Raw genomic sequence first — 20017 nt, forward strand, 5'->3', positions numbered from 1 at the left:
TGGGGCATCGGGCCGTCGGCGGCGTTCACGACCAGGATCGCGCCATCCATCTGGGCGGCACCGGTGATCATGTTCTTGACGTAGTCGGCGTGGCCGGGGCAGTCGACGTGGGCGTAGTGACGGGTCTCGGTCTCGTACTCCACGTGCGCGGTCGAGATCGTGATGCCGCGGGCCTTCTCTTCGGGCGCGCCGTCGATCTGGTCGTAGGCCTTGAAGTCACCGAAATACTTCGTGATCGCAGCCGTCAGCGTCGTCTTGCCGTGGTCAACGTGGCCGATCGTGCCGATGTTAACGTGCGGTTTCGTGCGTTCGAACTTTGCCTTCGCCATAATGGGCCCCTGACTTGCTAAGGCCCCCCATGCAGAGGCCCGGATTCATATCGCGGGCCGTCTAGCGGGGCCAGCGACCAAGTGCAAGAGTTTCGCCACGATTCCGCCCCGTTCAGCTGCGCGGAGGCAGGCCGAACCAGTCGCCGTTCCGGATCATCCAGGATTGGATCTTGAACGCCATGTTGCGCGCGAGGGTCAGCATCTGCTCGTCCGAATCCTTCATCAGGCCGGAACCGAGAAACAGCGTATCCGCGCCTTCGAACGTGGTGATCTGTTCCGGGCCGCCGATCTTGCGCTGCGGATCGGCCTCCCAGACGTTGGCCGATACGACGAGGATGGATTTCGGCGTCAGCACGACCGGGATCCCCGGAGGTGCGAGCGAATAGCCCTCGATTGCCAGGGCGATGACATAGTCCTTGCCACCCTGGTAGCGACCGAAGCGGCGGGACAGTTCCGCGTCCATCACCGATGCCCATTTTTCCGGCGTGGCATCCCGGCTGGGCGGGATCTTCTTGATGTTGTCGGTGACGAGCACCGTATATCCTAACTGGAAATCGCCCATCTCGCGCTGTTCGGATTCGAGCGGGTCCGCCGTGGCACAGGCCGACAGGGCACCGGCGGCACCGGCAAGGGAAAGGCCGGAAAAGCTGCGGCGGGTCAGTCTGTCGGTCATGGGCGTCCTCCGGGGGCACGTGTCGGCTGGCAACCGGATAGACATTGCGCCGTCCGAGGGCAACTCAACGACAGATTGCACGCAACGCCTGCCATGCCTTGGGCGTCAGGGCGGGCATCCCGATGTCGGGGTCCCCGATCCGTCCGGCCCGTTCGATGCGGTCGGCCAGCTGCGGATGGCTGCTGAAATGCGCAACCAGCCCTTCGGTATCGCCGTAACGGTCGCGCAACCTTTCGAACATTCGGCCCAGCGCCGACGGCGGCAGATCCACCGAGGTCAGCTGATCGTGCGCGAAGGCGTCCGCGGCGATTTCGGCGCGGCGCGAATAGCTGGATTGCAGGGCCGCACCTGCCGTGCCGCCAAGGATGCCGCCGCCCGTCACATCGCCGATCAGGACCGAAAGGATGGCCATGCCGCTGGCCGCCTGAAGCATGTGCCGGACGGGATCGTCGTTGACCACGTGACCGAGTTCATGGGCGAGGACGGCGGCAATCTCCTCCGGCGCTTCGGCGGCGAGGATCATGGAATGGAAGAACGTGATCCGCCCGCCCGCGACGGCATAGGCGTTCAGGATCGGCTCCTCCCGATCGTCGAGCACGGCGACCTGCAGGGGATACGGCAGATTGACATCGCGACTGACCCGGTCGGTCAGGTCCTGCAAAGCGGCGAGGCCGGCGGGGTCGCGACATTCGCGCAGGGGCGTGATGCCGTCCGAGAACATGATCCGCGTCTGTTCGTAGTGCAAAGCGCCCATCGCGACTTCGGCCTCGGCGTTCATGAACCGCGCCAGCCCCCCGGCCAGCGCAGGCAGTAGCACGAAGACCAGCAAGGCAAGCACGGCAATGCCCCCGGCGGACACGGCCAAGGCGCGCCGCCACAGGGACGGCCCGGACAGGCCGAGGCGCACGCCTTCCTCCAGCCCTTCGATCAGGTCGCGCGCGGCGGGGTCATCGACGACCAGCCGCCCTGCCTGACCGGACGAAAGGCCATAGGTCGCGACGTCCCCGCCCGCCTGGTCGCGCAGGCGGCGGATGCGACGCAGGGGCCAGCGCACCCTGTCTCCGTCGGGCAGTTCCAGCAGAAGGACGCGTCCGCGATCACCCGTCTCCGCGCGCAGGGCGACCCGTTGGCGCAATGCACGCCGCCCGTCGAAATAGTCCGCGAAAACCGGCGCGTCGGGGTCACCATCGCCCTGCCCCATGCCGGGGCGGTCATTCGGTCCTCCCGGCCAGACGCTCATATCCCCGACCCCATGTCGAACAGGTTCGCGAAGCCGTCTGCATCGTGCATGTGGTGGCGTTCACCTGCGCGCACCGCGTTCACCTCGGCCGCGCCGCGCAGGTGCAGCGTCTCCGCGACGTGACGGATCAACGGGAAGGTGACGAACACCATGCGCAGCGCCCCCCGGCCAAGAAAGAACGTCAGGTAGAACAACAGACCTGCGGCAAACAGAAGATAGGGGTCCGGCTCCTCCAGCAGCGAAGGATCGATCCCCGGCAACGTGGACAAGGCCGCCGCACCGACGCCGAACCCAATGGCGATTGCCCCTGCGGCAAGCAGCAGCGCCACCACGATCCAGCCCCCGATATGAATGCCGATGACGCGGCCCGTCTTCGGCGCGACCGTCAGACCCGCCGCCCCGGCAAAGCCCAGCGATGACACGAGACGGCGGTAGGAGACGACGCGCCAATGCACCCAGGCGAAAAGGGCGTAGACACCCGCCATCAGTGACAGTGTGACGAAGGACGCGTCGTCCGTCCAGAAATAGGCGCCAATCAGGGCCGCAAGCGACCAGAGCCCGATGAGCACAGGAATGAACGGGGGAAACAGGCCGCGTGCCGTCAGGGTCAGGCGAAAGTGGTCGTCCCCGTACCACGCCCGTTCCGCCCGGAACCGCCACATCCGCTGCACCCGGAGCGGCCAGAGCAGCCCCACGCTTGCGAGGGCGAGCAATGTCCACCACACGGTCAGGCCCGCATAGCGCCACGCGCCCGGGGACATCGAAAACCCGATCCCCCGCCACCGCGTGTGGTTCAGCAGGTATCGCATCCCCCGGTATTGCGCGAACCAGTAGACCGGCAGCACGAGGAGGAAGGACGCCACCGTCCCCGGCAACGGCGACCCCCAAATGTTGAGGGACGCGAAGATCAGCAGCATCACCACCAGCCCAAGGTAGACGGCGACGATCACGGCCGCGATGACGAAGCCCATCAGCTTTTCCAAGGGCTGACCGGCATATTCGAACGGCGTTCCCCCGATACGTACTGACGACCAGAGCCAGCGTCGCACGCGCGTGCGCGCCCAGAAGGAATAGACCCCAAGGGTCATGACGGTCAGGGCCGTCGTACGCGCGACAAGGGACAGCAGTTGCCCGCGCGTGCCCGAGACCTGCGCCGTCATCTGGTCGAGCGTGGTGCCCGTCGCCACGCCCCGATTATCCGTCGAAGCGGTTGTTGCGCGGGAACCCGCGGGGCGCCATTCGCCCGGCCTGCGCGCGTCCGCCCATCCATTCGGTCAGGTCGGGTTCGTGCCGCGTGCGTCCTGCCGGGTCGGACCATTTCAGCCCATCGGCCAGCGTGATGACCGCCACATCGGACAGGCCGCCGTCCTTGAACCTTTGCAAACGCACGCCCTTGCCGCGCGGCATCTCCGGCAGGTCGGTGATGGGGAAGACCAGCATCTTGCGGTTGTCCCCGACGCAAACCACGTGATCCCCTTCAGCGGCGACCGGGCGCATGGCGGTGACCGGCGCGCGCAGGTTAAGAACCTGTTTGCCCGCCCGTTTCGAGGCCAGTATTTCCTCCTCGGGCACGACGAATCCGTCGCCCGCCGTGGACGCCAGCAACAGCTTGCGACCGGGGCGGTGGATCAGGATGTCGACGATCTGCGTCTCGTTCGGAATATCGACCATCAGGCGCAGGGGTTCGCCCATGCCCCGCCCACCCGGCAAAGACACGGCACCCACGGTATAGGCGCGCCCGTCGCTGCCCCAGACGATCAGCTTGTCGGTGGTTTCGGCGTGGAACATGAAGGCGGGGCCGTCGCCGTCCTTGAACTTCAGCTCCTTGTCCAATGCGACATGCCCGGACAGCGCCCGCACCCATCCCATTGCGGAACAGACGACGGTGATCGGCTCCCGCTCGATCATGGCTTCCAGCGGCACATCGGCCACCTCGACCGCGTCGGCGAAATCCGTGCGGCGACGGCCGGCGGGCGTGGCCTTGCCGAACAATTTGCGGACGGAGCGCAACTCGTCCGAAATGGTCCTCCACTGCACGGCCTCGTCGTCAAGCAGGTCCTGCAGGCCCGCACGCTCCTCCATCAAGGCGTTGCGTTCCTTAAGCAGGGCCATCTCCTCCAGCCGGCGCAGTGCGCGCAGGCGCATGTTGAGGATCGCCTCGGATTGCACCTCGGTCAGGGAATGGGCGCGATCGGTCGGCAGGGGGCTGACATAGTCCGCCTCGTCCCGCGCACGGACGTACCCCTCGCCCCACGGCTCGTACATCAACGCCTCTTTCGGGGCGTCGTCGTAGCGGATGATGTCGATCACGCGATCGAGGTTGAGATAGGCGAGGATGAAGCCCTCCAGCACCTCCAACCGGTGGTCGATCTTGGCCATCCGATGCCGCGACCGGCGCAGCAGCACATCCTGCCGGTGATCGAGGAACGCCTGCAACACCTCGCGCAGGGAACAGACGCGGGGTGTCACCCCGTCGATCAGCACGTTCATGTTGAGGCTGAACCGCGTTTCCAGATCCGACAAACGGTAGAGCGTGGACATCAGGACGTCCGGATCGACGTTCCGGGTCTTCGGTTCCAGTACGATGCGGATGTCGTCGGCGCTCTCGTCCCGGATATCGCCGAGGATGGGCACCTTCTTGGCGGTGACCAGTTCGGCCAGCTTCTCGATCAGCTTGCCCTTCTGCACCTGATACGGAATCTCGGTGACGATGATCTGCCACTGGCCCTTGCCCAGATCCTCGATCTCGTGCCGCGCGCGCAGGCGGAAGGCCCCGCGCCCGGTGCGATAGGTCTCCAGAATGCTGTCGCGGGGTTCCACGATCACGCCCCCGGTGGGGAAGTCGGGGCCCGGAATGTGGTCCAGCAAAGTCTCGTCCCGCGCGTTCGGCGACTTGATCAGATGGAGGCAGGCGGCGATCAACTCGTCGAGGTTGTGGGGCGGGATGTTGGTGGCCATGCCCACGGCGATCCCCGCCGACCCGTTGGCCAGCAGGTTCGGGAAAGCGGCGGGCAGGACGACGGGTTCCTGCAACGTCCCGTCGTAGTTGTCGCGGTAATCGACGGCGTCCTGGTCGAGACCCTCCAGCAGCGCCTCGGCGGCGGCGGTCATGCGGGCTTCGGTGTATCGCGCGGCGGCCGGGTTGTCGCCGTCGATGTTGCCGAAGTTCCCCTGCCCGTCGACCAGCGGATAGCGGACCGCGAAATCCTGGGCCAGTCGGGCCATCGCGTCATAGATCGCGGCATCGCCATGCGGGTGATAGTTGCCCATCACATCGCCGCTGATCTTGGCGGATTTGCGGAACCCCCCGTTGGACGCCAGTCGCAATTCGCGCATCGCGAACAGGATGCGGCGGTGAACCGGCTTCAGCCCGTCGCGTGCGTCGGGCAAGGCCCGGTGCATGATCGTCGACAGGGCATATGTCAGGTAGCGGTCGCCGATTGCCCGGCTGAGGGGTTCGGAAACCACATCTTCCGGCGGCGTCATATCATCAGGATCGCTCATGGGCCTCGATCTACGGGACGGTTTCCAACCCCGCAACAACTTGGGGCTAAAGAATATGGCATAAGTATGGTAGGCAGGTCGCAGGAAGTGGTTTAAGGGAACTTCCCACGAGTCGTGTTCGTTGGGCTCGCGTGTGATTACAGACTGCCGGGGATACCGAAATGTTCAAGATGACCATCACCCTCGCGGCTGCCTTGTATGCTGGTTTCATCATCTGGGGCGAGCCGGAAACGAGTGCCGCCGTCGCCGGGGATTCCGATGCCCCCGTCATCCTCGCTACCACGTCCGCGGATTATGCGCGGCCCACGATCCTTGGGCTGACATCGGGGGACGGCGAAGTCGTGACCCGTGCCGCGGTCACGACCGACATCGTGCCCGACCCCGCAACCATCGCGGCATCCGCCCCGACCCCGACGGCCGTTCAACCCCGCCTGATCGGAGAGCCGGTCGTCGTCAGCCTCGTGCAGCCCGCAAACCAGCCCGCGGCGGTCACGGCCCCCGAGACAGAGGTTCTGTTGCGGGTGACCGGCAACCGCGTGAACCTGCGGTCCGGCCCGTCAACCTCGGACCGGATCGTCGGCAGCCTGACACGCGACATGCTGGCCGAACCCATCGGCGAAGAATCCAACGGCTGGCAGGAAATTCGTGACGTCGAGACCGGAACGACCGGTTTCATGGCAGCCCGGTTCCTGTCCCCCAGCTGACCGCGCGGATCCTGACTTCGCTTGGATGGGCGGGCCGATTGGCGCGCCCATTTGCGTTTGGTGGCCGCCCCGCCTATCGACATGACGAAACGGCGGTGGGGACGCAGGCGCATGACAACCAGAAGCATTCTGATCACCGGCTGTTCTTCGGGCATCGGCCTCGATGCTGCACGACGCCTGTCCGAGCGGGGATGGCAGGTATTCGCGGCCTGCCGCAAACCCGAGGATTGCGCGCGGCTGGAGGCAGAGGGCCTGACCTCTCCTCTGATCGACTACGAAGACGGGGCAACGATTGCCCCCGCGCTCGACCGGGTCCTTGACGCAACGGGCGGCACTCTGACCGCGTTGTTCAACAACGGCGCCTATGCGATCCCGGGTCTTGTCGAGGATCTGCCGACCGAGGCCCTGCGCCAGACCTTCGAGGCGAATTTCTTCGGCTGGCACACGCTGACCCGGCAGGTGATTCCCGTCATGCGCGCGCAGGGTCACGGGCGGATCGTCCAGAACTCCAGCGTTCTCGGGTTTGCCGCGATGCCATGGCGCGGGGCCTACAATGCGACGAAATTCGCCGTCGAAGGCCTGACAGATACGCTGCGCATGGAAATGCGGGGCACCGGCATCCACGTCAGCCTGATAGAACCGGGCCCGATCACCAGCGCCTTTCGCGCCAACGCGCGCGCCAATTTCGAGGCGTGGATCGATTGGAGGACATCGGTCCGGTCGAAGGACTACGAGGTCGAGATCAGGCGCCTCGGGTCGGGCGACAAGGGGCGGTTCGAACTGCCGGCCTCGGCCGTGACCGCCAAGCTGATCCATGCGATCGAGGCCCCGAAACCGCGCCCGCGCTACTATGTCACCGTGCCGACCTATCTTGGAGGGGCCATGAAGCGTCTGTTTCCGACCTCGCTCTCGGACCGAATCCTCTCGAAAGGGTGAGCCAGCCCCCTATGTCCCGGCATGGACCAAAAGTAAGGAGCCGACATGGCCGATGATCCCCTATTCTACGTCGTGGCCGCCGCCTGTATCGCGGTTGTCGTCATCCTGCTGGTCGGGATCGGCGGTTTTGCCAAGGGCGGTGCGTTCAATGCCAAGCATGGCAACCGCATGATGCGCTGGCGGATCATCGCGCAGTTCATCGCCGTGATGCTGCTGCTGGGGTTTGTCTGGCTGCGCGGACGGGGGGCGTAACGCATGGTTGTCCTGTCCAAGATCTACACCCGCACCGGCGATGCCGGCACCACGGCATTGGGCGACGGAAGCCGCGTGCCCAAGACATCCCCCCGCGTCGAAGCCTATGGCACCGTCGATGAGGCAAATGCCACGATCGGCATGGCCCGCCTGCATGCGACGGGCGACATGGATGCGCGCCTCGCGATGATCCAGAACGACATGTTCGACCTGGGCGCCGACCTCTGCCGTCCGGATATGGCCAAGGATGCGGAGGCGGAATATCCCCCCCTGCGCATGACACCCGCGCAGGTCGACCGGCTGGAAGCTGAAATCGACGCGATGAACGACGCGTTGGAGCCGCTTCGTTCCTTCGTGCTGCCCGGTGGCAGCGCGTTGTCGGCCCATCTGCACCTGTGCCGCACTGTCACCCGGCGGGCGGAGCGTTTGTGCGTCGATCTCGCCGCGTCCGAGGACGTGAACGAGGCGGCTATCAAATACCTCAACCGCCTGTCGGACTGGTTCTTCGTCGCTTCGCGTATCGCCAACGACGATGGCCGCGCCGATGTGTTGTGGGTGCCGGGCGCGAACCGGAGCTGATCCGGCGCCCGTTTGTTGCGTGGCGGTTCCCTTCGGAAACGCCGCGCAACAAACGGTGCGTCACAAGGCCCCTGTGTGTCGTTTTCCGTCTGTCGCGGCCCCGGTCCATCCGGTAACACGGGCACGATGACATCTATCGAAGGAAACGCGCCATGAAGGTTCTGGTGCCCGTCAAGCGGGTGATCGATTACAACGTCAAGGTCCGGGTCAAGGCCGATGGCACCGGCGTCGACCTTGCCAACGTCAAGATGTCGATGAACCCCTTCGACGAAATCGCCGTCGAAGAGGCGATCCGCCTGAAGGAAAAGGGTGTCGCCGACGAGGTCATCGCCGTCTCCATCGGCGTCAAGCAAAGCCAGGAGACGCTGCGCACCGCGTTGGCCATGGGGGCCGACCGCGCCATTCTGGTCGTGGCCACCGATGACGTGCATACGGATATCGAGCCGCTCGCCGTCGCCAAGATTCTGAAGGCCGTGATCGACGCAGAGGAACCCGGCCTCGTGCTGGCCGGCAAGCAGGCGATCGACAACGACATGAACGCCACGGGCCAGATGCTGGCCGCGCTGACCGGTTGGTCGCAGGCGACCTTCGCCTCCGAGGTGACGGTCGACGGTGATCACGCGACCGTCACCCGCGAGGTCGACGGCGGTCTGCAGACGATCAAGGTCAAGATGCCCGCCATCGTGACCGTGGACCTGCGCCTGAACGAGCCGCGCTATGCCTCCCTGCCGAACATCATGAAGGCCAAGAAAAAGCCTTTGGAGGAGAAGACGCCTGCCGACTACGGCGTCGATATCGCACCGCGGTTGAGCATCGTCACCACCACGGAGCCCGAGGCCCGCAAGGCCGGCGAGATGGTCGGATCTGTCGATGCCCTGGTCGAGAAACTCAAAGAAGCGGGGGCTGTGTAAATGGCTGTTCTCCTGATCGCAGAAATCTCGGGTGGCACGCTGAACGCGGATGCGACCGCTAAGGCGCTGACCGCTGCGAAGGCCTTGGGCGACGTGACGATCCTGTGCGCCTCCGAAGGGTGCCAGGGTGCCGCCGCCGAGGCCGCCAAGCTGGACGGCGTGGCCAAGGTGCTCTGCGCCTCCGACGCGGCTTATGGCCACGACCTTGCCGAACCGGTTGCCGACCTGATCGTGTCGCTGGCAGGTGATTATTCGCACATCTGTGCGCCCTCGACCGCGGCTAGCAAGAACATTCTGCCCCGCGTCGCGGCCCTGCTGGACGTGATGATCCTGTCCGAGGTCACGGCCGTGGTCGATGCCGACACGTTCGAGCGTCCGATCTATGCCGGCAATGCCATCCAGACGGTCAAGTCTAGCGATGCGACCAAGGTGATGACCATCCGCACCGCGACCTTCGACGCCACCGGCGACGGCGGGTCCGCCCCGGTCGAGGAAATCACGCCGACCGCGAACCCCGGCCTGTCCGAATGGGTCGAGGACAAGGTCGCCGAATCCGACCGCCCCGAGCTGACGTCGGCCGGGGTCGTGGTTTCCGGCGGTCGCGGCGTCGGGTCCGAGGAAGATTTCGCGCTGATCGAGAAACTGGCCGACAAGCTTGGGGCCGCCGTCGGCGCATCCCGCGCGGCCGTCGATTCGGGCTATGCGCCGAACGACTGGCAGGTCGGTCAGACCGGCAAGGTCGTGGCCCCCGACCTCTATGTCGCCGTGGGCATCTCGGGTGCGATTCAGCACCTGGCGGGCATGAAGGACTCCAAGGTGATCGTCGCGATCAACAAGGATGAGGAAGCGCCGATCTTCCAGGTCGCCGACTATGGTTTGGTTGCCGACCTCTTCACTGCGGTTCCCGAGCTGATCGAAAAGCTCTGATCCTTCGCGGATCCGAAACCTCCACGGCCCCCCCTTGTCCGGGGCCGTGGAAATCCGATGCGGCGACTGCGTCACCACGCCCGCGCCCGACGCTCTGCCTGTCTTACCGGCGATGACAGCCCATCCGGCCGCCCGATGGCCCGTGCAAGCGCATGTGCCACACGCTCATGCCCCTTGCTCGACAAGGACAGGCGCGCGCTGGCTGCATCGATCTCCGGAAAGATCATGTCGTCCAGCTGATCCGCGGATTGCGTGCTGCTGACGTCGCAATGGACCAGCTTGTCGATCAACGGTTCCAGCTTCTGCATCATGTCGACCGTTACGAAGAGCGGCTCCTCTCCCAGAGGGGATTGCGCGACCCCCTCTATCCACAGCAGGATCTTGCGACCCGGCAGCCGTGTCAGCAGCAGGCGCATGCGCGCGACCCACGCCTCGCGCAGTTCCTGCTGGATGATGGCGAACTTTTCGGGTGAACTGTCCTGCAAGACCGACAGCATGTGGCGCGTAAAGCTGAAATCGCTGAAATCCACGTTCTGGAACAGGGTTTCCATCAGGATGGAATGGCGCAGGAATCGATCGTTTCGGCGGGGATGCACGCTATAGAAGCGGTTTGAAATATTGGCCGCACCGGTCACCTGAATAACCACCGTATCGGCCGCCAGCAGGACCGCCATGGTCCCTTCATCCTGGGTGAAGGCATCGACGCTGCCGTTTATGACACCCATGTTGGCGACGAAGCGGCCGGTCATGTCTGCGATGCGGTCACAGAACGGGTCTTCCACGTAGCGGCCGAATGTCTCTGACCCGCCGATCACGGCGGTATAGGCCCTGTCCAGCGAAATGGCGGGCCCACGAAAGGTGATGCGCGACGCGCCGTAGCCGCAGAGGTAGTAGTCGAGATCTGTCTCGTGACGATCATAGCTCATGTCAGGTCAGGTCCGATTCGAGGCGATCCGCTACTTTTCCCTCAGCCGCCTTACCGATTGGTTGACCTGCGGATTCACCTCGAATTGTCAGGGCTGACGCGGCGCTTGCGGCGACCTGCCCCCCTGCTATGGTCCGCCCGATACCTTGCAGGAGACGCACATGGACATCGGCAGCATCGGGATCGTCGGCGCGGGTCAGATGGGCAATGGCATCGCCCATGTCTGCGCGCTGGCCGGATATGACGTGATACTGACGGATGTCAGCCAGGACGCCCTAGATTCCGCGCGCAAGATCATCGGGCAGAACCTCGACCGGCAGGTCAGCCGCGAAAAGATCACGTCCGAGGTGCGCGATGAAGCGTTGCAGCGCATTCGCACCACCGCAAACCTGATCGATACCGCGAAAAGCGATCTGATCATCGAGGCGGCGACCGAGCGCGAGACGGTGAAACAGGCCATCTTCGAGGACCTGGTGCCGCACCTCGCACCGCAGACGATCCTGACGTCGAACACGTCCTCGATCTCGATCACGCGATTGGGCAGCCGCACCGACCGCCCCCAGAAATTCATGGGATTCCACTTCATGAACCCGGTGCCGGTCATGAAACTGGTGGAGCTTATCCGGGGGATCGCGACGGACGAGGAGACGTTCGAGGCCTGCAAGGGTGTCGTCGATCGCCTTGGCAAGACAGCCGCGACATCCGAGGATTTCCCGGCTTTCATGGTGAACCGCATCCTGATGCCCATGATCAACGAGGCGGTCTACACGCTCTATGAAGGGGTCGGAAACATCACGTCGATCGACACGTCGATGCGCCTTGGCGCGAACCACCCCATGGGGCCGCTCGAACTGGCGGATTTCATCGGTCTGGATACCTGCCTTGCGATCATGAACGTGCTGCACGACGGATTGGCCGACACGAAGTACCGACCCTGTCCGCTTTTGGTGAAATACGTCGAGGCCGGTTGGCTGGGTCGCAAGACACAGCGCGGGTTCTACGACTATCGCGGCGAAGGCGACCCGGTCCCGACCCGCTAGGCCCCGTTCAGGGTCCTCTCACGCAGCCAGGCCATGAACTCGGTCGGGTTATCCGACCGGGGGCGCCAGTCCTTTGCAAGGATCGGCGGGCGCACGATCGGGGCTTGCGGCCGGTTCAACGCATGCACGACCTCGTGCAGCAGCAGGCCCTGACGCAGGGTTGCCGACACGAGGTTCGCAATCTGGTAGGCACGGGAATTGCGGCCCGAAAAGTGGATCGGCACCACCGTGGCCCCGCTGAGGCGGATCATCTTCGCCGTGAACGGGTTCCATTCCTTCTCGACCGCCGGGCCGAACGCCGTCTCGCTGGAGGCGACGGCGCCGGAGGGGAACAGAACGATCACACCGCCTGCCGACAGGTGCGACATCGTCGCGCGGCGCATTTCAAGGTTCCGCTGCCGCGCGTCGGCTTCGTGCTGAAACGGCACCGGGATCATGAATTGCCCGATTTCCGGCACGCCGGTCAGCAGGCTGCGCGTCAGGATCTTGTAGTCGGTCCGCACACGGCCGATCAGATCGGCCAGCACCATGCCATCGACAAGACCATGGGGATGATTGGCCACGACCACGACCGGGCCCGTCTTGGGGATATGCGCGATCTGGTCTGCGGGCGTATCGATCCGGATCCCCATGACACGCAGGGCATGGGCAAAGAACGCCTGCCCCTCTTCGACGCCTTCACGTTCGAACTTGCGTATCAGGTACAGCAGGCGCGCCTTGCCCGTCATCCATTCCAGCGTCCGAATGGCAGTCGCGCGCCATGGGTCGGTAAACGTTCCCGCATAGCTCAGCCGTGCGCGGTCATAGGCCACGTAGCCTTCGTTGGGCGGCGTGTCGTCGGACACCGCAGCGTCCGGCGCCTTGTTCGGACGGGCGGCAAGCGTCGGCAGACTGACATCGCTCACATCGGCTCTCCGAACTTGTCCGCGACCAGATGGGCCAATGCCTCCATCAGGGCGTCAGCCTCGGGGCCCTTGGTTTCGACGTCGATCGTCGTTCCCCGTGCGGCAACCAGCATCAGCAATCCCATGATCGAGTCGCCACCCGCCTGCTGCCCTTCGCGCCGCACGGTCGCGGTCGCATCGAACTTTTCCACGCATTCCACGAACTTGGCCGATGCCCGCGCATGCAGGCCCTTCTCGTTGACGATTTCCAGTTCGCGATGCGTCATTTGCCACCCATTCCGGTTGCCGTTCAGGCCGCTGGCCCCCGTGCGACATCCATGTAACGCGTTCCGGCGGCTTTGGCCAAGGCAACGGCCTCGGCGATCGGTTTAGACCGGCACCGTGCCAATTTGATCAAGGCAGGCAGGTTGGCACCGTAAAAGATGACGCGGTCCTGTGGCTTGCAGGCGTTCATCGACAGGTTGGACGGCGATCCGCCGAATATGTCGGTGACGACCACCACGCCATCACCAACGTCCACCGCGTCTGCCGCGCTGCAGATCTCGGACTCTTTCGCGGCCCGGTCACAGGTGACGCCCACGGCGATCGCCCTGACCCCGTCCTGAGGCCCGATCACGTGTTCGACCGCCTTGCGGTATTCATCGGCTAACCCACCGTGGGCGACGATCACGATTCCGATCACGCGCTGTTTCCCCCGTCTGTCCGGCTTGCGGATCGGTGAGACCCGGCCGCTGTCGCGGGGTTGCCCATGCGTCGATCCAATTCTCTGTGCCGTTTAGACACCTGCCAACCGGCGTCCGCAAGGGTATCGGCCAGCAACTCCGTGACGGCAACCGATCTGTGACGCCCCCCGGTACAGCCCAGCCCGATGGTCAGATGCGCACGCCCCTCATCCCGATATGCCGGCAGGATGGACAGGATCAGGTTGCTCATCTGTTCGAAGAACGGCGCGAAGCGCGGATCGGCCGTGATATGCGCCCTCACGTCCGCGTCCTTTCCCGTACCCGCGCGCAGCGCCGGAACCCAGTGCGGATTCGACAGGAACCGCAGGTCGAACACCGTATCCAGACCACGCGGCAACCCGCGCTTGTAGCTGAAGGATTGCACGGAAACAGCCAGCCCACCCCCCTGTCCGAACCAGCGCAGCAATTCCGCCTTCAGGTCATGAACCGTCAACAGGGAGGTATCGATCACGACGTCTGCGTGATCGGCGATGTCCGCGACGATATCCATTTCCCGCTGCACGCCAATCTCGGCATCTTCCTGCGGCGCAAGCGGGTGGCGGCGACGTGTTTCCGAAAAGCGCGCAACCAGAACATCGGGGGTGCAATCGAGATAGAGCATCTGGACCGATACGCCCGGATCGGCGCGCAGCCTGCCCAGGGTAGACAGCAGCAGGGCCACGCTGAAATCCCTGTTTCGCACATCGATTCCAAGGGCAAGGGGACGCGGGGCCTCGGGTGCGGTGGCCAGCAATCGCGTGAGCATCGAAAGGGGAAGGTTGTCGATAACCTCGTAACCTGCGTCTTCCAACGCACGACAGGCGGTCGCACGGCCCGCGCCGGACGGTCCTGTAATCAACAGGACGTCTAGCGGATCTGACCGATCTTCCATGGATCGCCTCCTGCGCGGAATGACGTTCTTCGGCTCAAATAGTTAATGCGGGTTTGCGGCTTTTGAAAGCCCTGTGACCTTGGGTCACTTCCATGTGTAGTCGCGCCTATTCCCTTCGGGATCCGTCCGCGATCGCACCATTTTCAAGGGATCGGAGCCACAGCAGAACCTTCGCGGCTAGGTCGAACCGATAAGGGTGACGGACAAGCGGACAGCGGTGCCCCAAGGCGTCGAACGTCGCGCTTTGTGGTAGTCGAGTGGACGATGCGGTTAGGGAGACGACCAGAGCAAGTGCCGCCGCCGGCACCAATGGCTGGGGGACAAGGCCGATGCCGCGCAGCTCCAGCAGGGAGGGCGCATTCGGCGGGGCGGACGCCATGAGGGTTTCGCCCGCATCCCGCAGGTAGACCATGTCATCGCAGACGAGGCCGCCCCCCTGAACGATCAACTGCGCAGCCAGCCCGCTTTTCCCCGCGCCGGACGGGCCGACGATCAGGACGCCCTGCCCTGCAATTGCGACGGCTGTTCCGTGGACAGACAGGATGCCATGTCCAACCGGGTGCAGGGCACAGATCGATTGCGGCCCCGTCAGATCGGCAGGCCCACGACAAAACGCGCGCCGAGCGGCTCGGACGTGATGTCCACCTCGGTCGGGCGAATGTTCTCGGCCCAGATGACGCCACCATGCGCCTCGACGATCTGCTTGGAGATGGCGAGACCAAGACCGGAGTGATTGCCGAACTGTTTCACCGGACGTTCGGAGTAGAAGCGATTGAAGACCTTCGTCAGCGCGGCCTCGGGAATGCCGGGCCCGGTATCTTCCACGACGACGAGGACCCGGTTGTCGCGGCGGCGCATCCAGACGCGCACGGCATCGCCTTCCTCGCAGAACGACAACGCGTTGGTGATCAGGTTCACGAACACCTGCGCCAACCGCGCTTCGAGGCCCATGATGACAATCGGCTCTTTCGGCAGGTCGGTGATGAATTCGATATCGTCCAGCTCCGCCTCTTGGCCGTGATAGACGGTCAGGTTGGTGATCATCTTGACGAGGTCGAAGGGCTCCTCCTCCTCCTTGACCAATTCGGAGTCGAGGCGCGAGGCATTGGAGATATCGGAGACCAGACGGTCAAGGCGCCGCACGTCGTGTTCGATTACCTCGAGAAGGCGTCCGCGTTGCTCGTCCGTCTTGGCAAGACGCATCGTGCCGACGGCCGACCGCAGGGACGCCAGCGGGTTCTTGATCTCATGCGCGACGTCCGCTGCGAATTGCTCGTTGCTGTCGATCCGGTCGTACAGCGCCGCCACCATGCCCCGCAAAGCACCGGAAAGCCGCCCGATCTCATCCGGACGTGCGGTCAGGTCGGGGATGCGCACACGCTGCGGTGACATCTTGCGCGCATGCTTGTCGCGTCCAAGTTCCGCGGCCGCAGACAGGTCGGAAAGGGGGTTCGCAATCGTCGAGGCAAGGACCAGCGACAGGCCGATCGAAACCATCAGGGCGATCACGAACATCTGGAGCAGTTGCTCTCTCTCCGCGCGAACGAGCGCGTCGATTTCGCCCGCCCGCGTGGTGACCGCGATGGTTCCGATCGGCGTCTGGCCCGATTGGATCGGGGTGGCCACGGTATAGAGTTGTCCCGCCTCACCGAGGTAGCCGCGTATCTGCGTCTCACCCGGCGCGCTGGTGGCCACGAGGGCCTGCGCAACGCCAAGCGGCCGTGGTGCATTCTCATTGCTGCGCGTGAAGATCGCGGAGGCGCCCTCCCAGAAGGCATTGAGGACGCTGGTGATGATCGTCGTCTGCTGGACCTGCGTGTTCATCCCGCGCACGGCCTGCGCCTGGGTGTCCCCGATGGCCTGAGCGACCAAGGTGCCGTTCGTGTCGAAGACATGCACCTCGACGCCGCGCGGCAGATCGATCGCGGACAAAAGTTCCGGCACGTCGATCCCGTCGCCTGCCGCAAAGCTGACGGGGGCATTCACCGGCAGCGATGCCTCCAGAACGTCGGCGACGAGCCGAGCCTCGGTGACCAGGCCCTGCTCGCGCTGAACGATCAGACTGTCGTGCGAGGGGTTCAGGAACAGGACACCGGCCACCAGCAACAGGATTGCCAGCAGGTTGAACAGGATGATCTTGCGCGCCAGCGGTGACCGGTCGAGCGAGAAAAGACCACGGCGTTCGCGCGCCGAGGCGAGTTCCGCCTCGGTGCCCTCCGGCCGATCCCAGTCTTCGCCCAGAACGACTTCACCATCGGACTGGTGTGCATCGCGGCCCCGCTTGGGGCCGTCGGACAGCACATCCATGTCGGTCACCGACGCCATCGAACCGACCTATTCCTCGTTGTACCGGTAACCGATACCATACAACGTCTCGATCGCCGAGAATTCCGGATCGGTGGTGCGCATCTTCTTGCGCAACCGCTTGATGTGGCTGTCGATCGTGCGGTCGTCGACATAGACCTGATCGTCGTAGGCCACATCCATCAGCTGGTCACGGGATTTGACGAAACCGGGGCGCTGGGCAAGCGCCTGAAGCAGCAGGAACTCGGTGACCGTCAGGGTGACATCGCGGCCCTTCCACTTCACAGCGTGACGCAGCGGGTCCATCGTCAGCTCACCGCGCTGCATGACCTGCGTTTCCTCGGGTGTTTCGGTCTCATCCGAGGCGATCGCCTCCTGACGACGCAGGATGGCGCGGATACGTTCGACCAGCAGCCGCTGACTGAACGGTTTGCGGACGTAGTCGTCGGCCCCCATGCGCAGCCCCAGAACCTCGTCGATCTCATCGTCCTTCGACGTGAGGAAGATGACGGGAACCGAGGATTTCTGGCGCAGTCTCTGCAACAAATCCATGCCATCCATGCGGGGCATCTTGATGTCGGACACGCACAGATCCGGCAGTTGCCGGCTGAAAGCATCCAGTGCGGACTGGCCGTCGTTGTAGGTTTCAACCTCGAAGCCTTCAGCCTCGAGAGTCATGGAAACGGACGTCAGGATGTTCCTGTCGTCGTCGACGAGCGCGATGCGCGACATAGTCATGTCCTCGTAGTTGCCTGTGTACTGCCGTATTTTTCTTCCAACTCTCCGAAAATCGCCGACAGAATCAACTTAAATCGCGAATCAAGTGATTCGTATTCAGCACTGTGGCCGTCCTGCAATTAAGGCGGCGTTAAGGCCGAAGGCTGTCCGGACGTTGGAAAACCAAGGTCCTATCACCGATGATAACGCAAACAGAAGAGGATGGTTGCGCTAACGCATACTGACGTTGTGCCGGTAAGGATGTTACTCTTCGACCTAGACGACAAGCATGAATGCGTCGTCTCGAATGAAAATCGGCTACATCTGGCAGGAGCCCGACATGACCAACCCCCGCGTGAACCCCGAGCGGACGCTCGAAGCCCAAGGCATCACCGGACTGGGCCGCGTCTATTACAACCTGCTGGAACCCGCCATCATCCAGGAGGCCCTGTCCCGCAACGAGGGCACCCTCGGCAAGGGTGGCGCTTTCCTCGTGACGACGGGCAAGTTCACGGGGCGATCCCCGAAGGACAAGCATGTCGTCAAATCGGCAGGCACCGTCGACACCATCTGGTGGGACAACAACGCCCCGATGGAGCCCGCGTCCTATGACGTGCTGCGCGCGGACATGCTGGCGCACATGAAAGGGCGCGACTATTTCGTGCAGGACCTGTTCGGTGGCGCGGACCCCAGCCATCGGCTCGACGTGCGCGTCGTGACCGAACTGGCGTGGCATTCGCTGTTCATCCGCCACATGCTGCGCCGCCCGGACGCGCAGGAACTTGCGACCTTTGACCCCGAATACACCGTCATCAACTGTCCGACGTTCAAGGCCGACCCCGCCCGACACGGCTGTCGCAGCGATGTCGTCATCGCGATGAATATCGAGGCGAAGGAAATCCTGATCGCTGGCACGGAATACGCCGGCGAGAACAAGAAATCCGTCTTTACCCTGCTGAACTACATCCTGCCCGAAAAGGGCGTGATGCCGATGCATTGCTCGGCCAACCATGCCAAGGGGCGTCCGACCGACGCCGCGGTGTTCTTTGGCCTGTCCGGGACGGGCAAGACGACCCTGTCAGCGGACCCGGATCGCGTCCTGATCGGGGACGATGAGCACGGCTGGTCGGATCGTGGGATCTTCAACTTCGAGGGCGGCTGCTACGCCAAGACGATCAACCTGTCGCGGGAAGCAGAGCCGGAAATCTACGACACGACCACCAGGTTCGGCACCGTGATCGAGAACATGGTGTTCGACCCGGATACGCTGGAGCTCGACTTCGAGGACGACAGCATCACGGCCAACATGCGCTGCGCCTACCCGCTGGAATACATCTCGAACGCATCCGAAAGCGGGTTGGGCGGCCATCCGAAAAACATCGTCATGCTGACCTGTGATGCGTTCGGCGTCCTGCCCCCGATTGCCCGGCTGACCCCGGCTCAGGCGATGTATCACTTCCTGTCGGGCTTCACGTCCAAGGTCGCGGGAACCGAGCGGGGCGTTACCGAACCGGAGCCGACCTTCTCGACCTGTTTCGGCGCACCGTTCATGCCCCGCCGACCGGAGGTATACGGCAAACTGCTTCAGGCAAAGATCGCCAGCCAAGGGTCCGATTGCTGGCTGGTGAACACCGGCTGGACCGGTGGCGCCTATGGCACCGGATCGCGGATGCCGATCCGCGCGACCCGCGCCCTGCTGACCGCGGCCCTGAACGGATCGCTGTCGCAGGGAGAGTTCCGCCGTGACCCGAATTTCGGCTTCGACGTGCCCGTATCCTGCGAGGGGGTGCCCGACGTCCTGCTGGATCCGCGTCGCACATGGGCGGACAAGACGGCCTACGATGCACAGGCGCAAAAGCTTGTGGACATGTTCTCGGATAATTTCGCACAATATGTCGACCACATCGACGAGGACGTGCGAGCTTGCGCCATCGGCTGACCCCATCTGTCCTCGGCCTCGCCCTTCTGGGCGGGGTCGCTTCCAGCCCTCTCATGGCTCAGGTCCGCCTTCTGGAGGCGGGGATCATCTGTCCGCGCATCTCCTCCGGGGAGTTGATCGATGCGCCAGGAACAGAGGCAGGTGTGATCCGCCGGATCGAGCAGGGTCTCGGGTTCGACCTCGGCGCCCGCACCGTCCCGACGATGACCAATCTCAGCTTCGGGTTTCGCACGACACTCAAGCCCGGTGCGCCCCTGCAACCCGTGACCATCGTCGTCACGCATCCACCAATGGGCGACCGTGGCATCACGCGTCAGGAATGGTCCGACACGATGTGGCCGGGCGATACGAACCTGAACCTTTTCACGTTCGAACACGACTATGAAAAGGTATCCGGCCCTTGGGCATTCGCGATCGAGATCGAGGGCGACACCGTCGTCGAGGTCGCGTTCGAGGTGACCGAGGACGGTGGTCGCGGCCCCGTGGAGGCCGCGTGTTTCCAGTTCATGTCGTGACGG

22 protein-coding genes are annotated in these 20017 nt (G+C 64.1%); 9 read left to right on the forward strand and 13 right to left on the reverse strand.

Annotation, left to right across the window (positions count from 1 at the left end; genetic code table 11):
• From V6N07_RS13335 to V6N07_RS13355, 5 genes are all read right to left on the reverse strand, one after another.
• Positions 1 to 329, reverse strand: a 329-nt coding sequence (locus V6N07_RS13335; RefSeq protein ID WP_371156830.1) for a GTP-binding protein, incomplete at its 3' end; no start/stop codon positions are given.
• Positions 330 to 441: 112 nt separating this feature from the next.
• Positions 442 to 1002, reverse strand: a complete 561-nt coding sequence (locus tag V6N07_RS13340; protein ID WP_371156831.1) for a hypothetical protein — start codon at positions 1000 to 1002, stop codon at positions 442 to 444.
• A 64-nt stretch (positions 1003 to 1066) separates the two neighbouring features.
• A complete protein-coding gene (locus V6N07_RS13345; protein WP_371156832.1) occupies positions 1067 to 2242 on the reverse strand; it encodes a M48 family metallopeptidase in 1176 nt (391 codons plus the stop codon).
• Positions 2239 to 3429, reverse strand: a complete 1191-nt coding sequence (locus V6N07_RS13350) for a DUF898 family protein (RefSeq protein WP_371156833.1) — start codon at positions 3427 to 3429, stop codon at positions 2239 to 2241. The genes V6N07_RS13345 and V6N07_RS13350 overlap by 4 nt, the downstream gene beginning before the upstream one ends.
• A 7-nt stretch (positions 3430 to 3436) precedes the next feature.
• Positions 3437 to 5746, reverse strand: a complete 2310-nt coding sequence (locus V6N07_RS13355) for a DNA topoisomerase IV subunit A (RefSeq protein ID WP_371156834.1) — start codon at positions 5744 to 5746, stop codon at positions 3437 to 3439.
• Between the two features lie 161 nt (positions 5747 to 5907).
• Here V6N07_RS13355 and V6N07_RS13360 point away from each other — a divergent pair, with 161 nt between their 5' ends.
• The 6 genes from V6N07_RS13360 to V6N07_RS13385 all read left to right on the forward strand — a co-directional run bounded on the left by V6N07_RS13360 (position 5908) and on the right by V6N07_RS13385 (position 10055).
• On the forward strand, positions 5908 to 6450 hold the full coding sequence (locus V6N07_RS13360) for an SH3 domain-containing protein (RefSeq protein WP_371156835.1): 543 nt from the start codon (positions 5908 to 5910) through the stop codon (positions 6448 to 6450).
• 111 nt (positions 6451 to 6561) lie between these two features.
• The gene (locus V6N07_RS13365; RefSeq protein ID WP_371156836.1) at positions 6562 to 7386 is read left to right on the forward strand and encodes an SDR family NAD(P)-dependent oxidoreductase; all 825 of its coding nucleotides are present in this window, start codon (positions 6562 to 6564) and stop codon (positions 7384 to 7386) included.
• A 45-nt stretch (positions 7387 to 7431) separates the two neighbouring features.
• Positions 7432 to 7638, forward strand: a complete 207-nt coding sequence (locus tag V6N07_RS13370; RefSeq protein WP_371156837.1) for a twin transmembrane helix small protein — start codon at positions 7432 to 7434, stop codon at positions 7636 to 7638.
• 3 nt (positions 7639 to 7641) lie between these two features.
• Complete coding sequence (locus tag V6N07_RS13375; protein WP_371156838.1) at positions 7642 to 8217, forward strand: cob(I)yrinic acid a,c-diamide adenosyltransferase; 576 nt, start codon at positions 7642 to 7644, stop codon at positions 8215 to 8217.
• 152 nt (positions 8218 to 8369) lie between these two features.
• Positions 8370 to 9128: an electron transfer flavoprotein subunit beta/FixA family protein gene (locus V6N07_RS13380; RefSeq protein ID WP_371156839.1), complete on the forward strand. Its 759-nt coding sequence runs from the start codon at positions 8370 to 8372 to the stop codon at positions 9126 to 9128.
• The gene (locus V6N07_RS13385; protein WP_371156840.1) at positions 9129 to 10055 is read left to right on the forward strand and encodes an FAD-binding protein; all 927 of its coding nucleotides are present in this window, start codon (positions 9129 to 9131) and stop codon (positions 10053 to 10055) included. It abuts the gene before it with no gap.
• Positions 10056 to 10126: 71 nt separating this feature from the next.
• Here the strand turns inward: V6N07_RS13385 and V6N07_RS13390 are convergent, their stop codons facing one another.
• Positions 10127 to 10981, reverse strand: coding sequence for a DUF6473 family protein (locus tag V6N07_RS13390; RefSeq protein WP_371156841.1), 855 nt, complete (start codon positions 10979 to 10981; stop codon positions 10127 to 10129).
• 160 nt (positions 10982 to 11141) lie between these two features.
• Between V6N07_RS13390 and V6N07_RS13395 the strand changes: the two genes are divergently transcribed.
• Entirely contained in the window at positions 11142 to 12020 is an 879-nt protein-coding gene (locus V6N07_RS13395) for a 3-hydroxybutyryl-CoA dehydrogenase (protein ID WP_371156842.1), read from the forward strand.
• On the opposite strand, the gene V6N07_RS13400 is transcribed toward V6N07_RS13395, so the two are convergent.
• From V6N07_RS13400 to V6N07_RS13430, 7 genes are all read right to left on the reverse strand, one after another.
• Complete coding sequence (locus V6N07_RS13400; protein WP_371157214.1) at positions 12017 to 12865, reverse strand: lysophospholipid acyltransferase family protein; 849 nt, start codon at positions 12863 to 12865, stop codon at positions 12017 to 12019. The two genes, V6N07_RS13395 and V6N07_RS13400, sit on opposite strands and share 4 nt — an antisense overlap.
• Before the next feature lie 56 nt (positions 12866 to 12921).
• Positions 12922 to 13191, reverse strand: coding sequence for an HPr family phosphocarrier protein (locus tag V6N07_RS13405; protein WP_371156843.1), 270 nt, complete (start codon positions 13189 to 13191; stop codon positions 12922 to 12924).
• Between the two features lie 23 nt (positions 13192 to 13214).
• Positions 13215 to 13607: a PTS sugar transporter subunit IIA gene (locus V6N07_RS13410; protein ID WP_371156844.1), complete on the reverse strand. Its 393-nt coding sequence runs from the start codon at positions 13605 to 13607 to the stop codon at positions 13215 to 13217.
• Positions 13604 to 14539 carry an RNase adapter RapZ gene (gene rapZ, locus V6N07_RS13415; RefSeq protein ID WP_371156845.1) on the reverse strand — a complete coding sequence of 312 codons (936 nt, stop codon included), beginning with the start codon at positions 14537 to 14539 and terminating at the stop codon, positions 13604 to 13606. The genes V6N07_RS13410 and rapZ overlap by 4 nt, the downstream gene beginning before the upstream one ends.
• Positions 14540 to 14645: 106 nt before the next feature.
• Complete coding sequence (locus V6N07_RS13420; RefSeq protein ID WP_371157216.1) at positions 14646 to 15212, reverse strand: HPr kinase/phosphorylase; 567 nt, start codon at positions 15210 to 15212, stop codon at positions 14646 to 14648.
• Positions 15128 to 16864, reverse strand: coding sequence for a sensor N-terminal transmembrane domain-containing protein (locus V6N07_RS13425; protein ID WP_371156846.1), 1737 nt, complete (start codon positions 16862 to 16864; stop codon positions 15128 to 15130). The genes V6N07_RS13420 and V6N07_RS13425 overlap by 85 nt, the downstream gene beginning before the upstream one ends.
• Positions 16865 to 16873: 9 nt before the next feature.
• Positions 16874 to 17575, reverse strand: a complete 702-nt coding sequence (locus V6N07_RS13430) for a response regulator transcription factor (RefSeq protein ID WP_371156847.1) — start codon at positions 17573 to 17575, stop codon at positions 16874 to 16876.
• Positions 17576 to 17900: 325 nt separating this feature from the next.
• On the opposite strand from V6N07_RS13430, the gene V6N07_RS13435 reads away from it, so the two are divergent.
• Both V6N07_RS13435 and V6N07_RS13440 read left to right on the forward strand, forming a co-directional pair.
• Positions 17901 to 19499 carry a phosphoenolpyruvate carboxykinase gene (locus V6N07_RS13435; protein ID WP_371157217.1) on the forward strand — a complete coding sequence of 533 codons (1599 nt, stop codon included), beginning with the start codon at positions 17901 to 17903 and terminating at the stop codon, positions 19497 to 19499.
• Positions 19484 to 20014, forward strand: coding sequence for a DUF3859 domain-containing protein (locus tag V6N07_RS13440; protein WP_371156848.1), 531 nt, complete (start codon positions 19484 to 19486; stop codon positions 20012 to 20014). The genes V6N07_RS13435 and V6N07_RS13440 overlap by 16 nt, the downstream gene beginning before the upstream one ends.
• Positions 20015 to 20017 lie beyond the last annotated feature (3 nt).

The organism is Jannaschia sp. 2305UL9-9 (assembly GCF_041403465.1).
In the GTDB taxonomy this organism is placed as follows: domain Bacteria; phylum Pseudomonadota; class Alphaproteobacteria; order Rhodobacterales; family Rhodobacteraceae; genus Jannaschia.

Bases quoted from the DNA above. Each gene is read 5' to 3' on its own strand.
- V6N07_RS13340 (WP_371156831.1), bottom strand. From the start codon at position 1,002: ATGACCGACAGACTGACCCGCCGCAGCTTTTCCGGCCTTTCCCTTGCC.
- V6N07_RS13345 (WP_371156832.1), bottom strand. From the start codon at position 2,242: ATGAGCGTCTGGCCGGGAGGACCGAATGACCGCCCCGGCATGGGGCAG.
- V6N07_RS13355 (WP_371156834.1), bottom strand. From the start codon at position 5,746: ATGAGCGATCCTGATGATATGACGCCGCCGGAAGATGTGGTTTCCGAA.
- V6N07_RS13360 (WP_371156835.1), top strand. From the start codon at position 5,908: ATGTTCAAGATGACCATCACCCTCGCGGCTGCCTTGTATGCTGGTTTC.
- V6N07_RS13365 (WP_371156836.1), top strand. From the start codon at position 6,562: ATGACAACCAGAAGCATTCTGATCACCGGCTGTTCTTCGGGCATCGGC.
- V6N07_RS13370 (WP_371156837.1), top strand. From the start codon at position 7,432: ATGGCCGATGATCCCCTATTCTACGTCGTGGCCGCCGCCTGTATCGCG.
- V6N07_RS13375 (WP_371156838.1), top strand. From the start codon at position 7,642: ATGGTTGTCCTGTCCAAGATCTACACCCGCACCGGCGATGCCGGCACC.
- V6N07_RS13380 (WP_371156839.1), top strand. From the start codon at position 8,370: ATGAAGGTTCTGGTGCCCGTCAAGCGGGTGATCGATTACAACGTCAAG.
- V6N07_RS13385 (WP_371156840.1), top strand. From the start codon at position 9,129: ATGGCTGTTCTCCTGATCGCAGAAATCTCGGGTGGCACGCTGAACGCG.
- V6N07_RS13390 (WP_371156841.1), bottom strand. From the start codon at position 10,981: ATGAGCTATGATCGTCACGAGACAGATCTCGACTACTACCTCTGCGGC.
- V6N07_RS13395 (WP_371156842.1), top strand. From the start codon at position 11,142: ATGGACATCGGCAGCATCGGGATCGTCGGCGCGGGTCAGATGGGCAAT.
- V6N07_RS13405 (WP_371156843.1), bottom strand. From the start codon at position 13,191: ATGACGCATCGCGAACTGGAAATCGTCAACGAGAAGGGCCTGCATGCG.
- rapZ (WP_371156845.1), bottom strand. From the start codon at position 14,539: ATGGAAGATCGGTCAGATCCGCTAGACGTCCTGTTGATTACAGGACCG.
- V6N07_RS13425 (WP_371156846.1), bottom strand. From the start codon at position 16,864: ATGGCGTCGGTGACCGACATGGATGTGCTGTCCGACGGCCCCAAGCGG.
- V6N07_RS13430 (WP_371156847.1), bottom strand. From the start codon at position 17,575: ATGTCGCGCATCGCGCTCGTCGACGACGACAGGAACATCCTGACGTCC.
- V6N07_RS13435 (WP_371157217.1), top strand. From the start codon at position 17,901: ATGACCAACCCCCGCGTGAACCCCGAGCGGACGCTCGAAGCCCAAGGC.